At 40.7% G+C, this 1,863-nt stretch carries 3 protein-coding genes; 2 read left to right on the top strand and 1 reads right to left on the bottom strand.

The window, feature by feature from the left end; genetic code table 11:
* Positions 1 to 150 precede the first annotated feature (150 nt).
* A complete protein-coding gene (locus Q0625_RS01480) occupies positions 151 to 666 on the bottom strand; it encodes a ferritin (RefSeq protein WP_016419295.1) in 516 nt (171 codons plus the stop codon).
* A gap of 199 nt (positions 667 to 865) precedes the next feature.
* Between Q0625_RS01480 and Q0625_RS01485 the strand changes: the two genes are divergently transcribed.
* Together Q0625_RS01485 and dgt are read left to right on the top strand one after the other, a co-directional pair.
* Positions 866 to 1,153 carry a YciI family protein gene (locus Q0625_RS01485; protein ID WP_298823128.1) on the top strand — a complete coding sequence of 96 codons (288 nt, stop codon included), beginning with the start codon at positions 866 to 868 and terminating at the stop codon, positions 1,151 to 1,153.
* 48 nt (positions 1,154 to 1,201) lie between these two features.
* Positions 1,202 to 1,863 (top strand): dGTP triphosphohydrolase (dgt, locus tag Q0625_RS01490; protein WP_298823129.1); only part of this gene is annotated, 662 nt, incomplete at its 3' end.

Genomic DNA, 1,863 nt, shown 5'->3' on the forward strand with positions numbered 1-1,863 from the left:
TAATTGTCTTAGCCAGCGCATGTGTAGAGACGCAATTTATTGCGTCTTAGATAGTTAGCGAATAGTGTTTTAACTATTGATTCGCATTAATAATATTAGAAACAAAAAAGACTGTCCCGAGGACAGCCTTTTATTCTGTTAAGTGCTTGATTAGCTTTCTAGAGGCACACGCTCGTCAAGGAGTTTGATAGCGAAAGGCTCTTCTTTAGTAACGAACTCGAACATATCAAGTATATCATGTACAAGGCGTTCTTCTTCCAATTGTTCGTTAACGAACCATTGTAGGAAACTTTCACTAGCGAAATCATTTTCATGACGTGCTACCTTTACGATGTTGTTGATAGAGTCGGTAACTGCAATTTCGTGCTCTAGAGTTTTTTCAAACACGTCCTTAAGGCTCTTGTATTCTTGTTGGATGTTGGTCACTTCAGGAGAGAGAGCTCTTACACCGTTTTCGTTCAAGAAGTTAAATATTCTGAGCATATGGCCACGTTCTTCGTCAGCATGGTTAAGGAAGAAAGCAGCGCTTCTCTTATAACCATGATCATCACACCAAGAAGACATAGCCAAATAAGTGGCACTTGCATGGGCTTCCATAGCTATCTGTGCTTGAAGTAACTCTGTTACTTTACTGTGCAAACTAGTTGCTTTTCTTGTTTGAGACATATAATGCTTTTTAATTTGGTGCAAAAATATTATTTTTTTTCGATATATACACCATCATACTATAAAAAAATTGATAAACTCAAAATAAATTCCTACCTTTGCCACTTATAGTGAATAGTGATCAGCGAATAGTGATTAGTAGCTAAGTCGCTGATAACTAAATACTAAACACTAACTACTAATCACTAAAAACTATCCTATGTATCTTATTATTTTAACCTATCAGAAAGACCTCAGTGAGGTTGAAAAACACTTAGAAGCGCATCGCGCTTACTTAGATAAGCACTATGCTTCAGGGCATTTTGTAGCTTCGGGAGCACAAGTACCTCGCAAGGGTGGGGTGATTTTGTGTAAGGCTGACAGTAGGGGAGAAGTAGAGGAAATAATTTCTCAAGATCCTTTCCACGAGCATCGAATAGCTGCCTATCAAATTATTGAGTTTACCCCTACCAAATTCTCAGAGGCGTTTGGTAAAGTGCTCTCTTAAATACTAAAATCTTATAATTCCTCAAACTCAAAACTCAAAACTCAAATGATGGATTGGCAACACCTACTTTCCTTGCGCAAACAAGGAGATACTAAAACCCGTTCGCGCCAAGAGGAAGATCCTACGCGGCTAAGCTATGATGTGGATTACGATCGTATCGTCTTCTCAGGGGCTTTTCGCAGCCTACAGGACAAGACCCAAGTAATTCCGCTTTCAGGCTCTGGTTTTGTACATACACGCTTGACCCATAGTATGGAGGTCTCTGTAGTGGGGCGCTCACTAGGGCGCGCCATAGGGGCAAAAATTCTACAGAAGTATCCCTACCTACAACAATTGGGTTATCAGATGAATGATTTTGGTACCATTGTCGCCTCTGCAGCCTTGGCACATGACATAGGTAATCCGCCTTTTGGACATAGTGGAGAGAAAGCCATAGGAGATTTCTTTCGCTACCATGAGGGGAGCGTGCTCAAGGGACAACTTTCCGATAGGGAATATGCTGACCTGTGTAATTTTGAGGGTAATGCCAATGGTTTTAAGATACTTACCGAAAGCCGAGCAGGGGTACAGGGAGGTTTGCGCCTTACCTATGCTACCTTGGGTACTTTTATTAAGTATCCTAAGGAATCCCTGCCTATAAAACCCTCAGCAGCAGTATATGATAAGAAGTATAATATCTTCCAGTCCGATAAGGCCTTCTTCCATGAGGT

The organism is uncultured Capnocytophaga sp., assembly GCF_938029845.1.
In the GTDB taxonomy this organism is placed as follows: domain Bacteria; phylum Bacteroidota; class Bacteroidia; order Flavobacteriales; family Flavobacteriaceae; genus Capnocytophaga.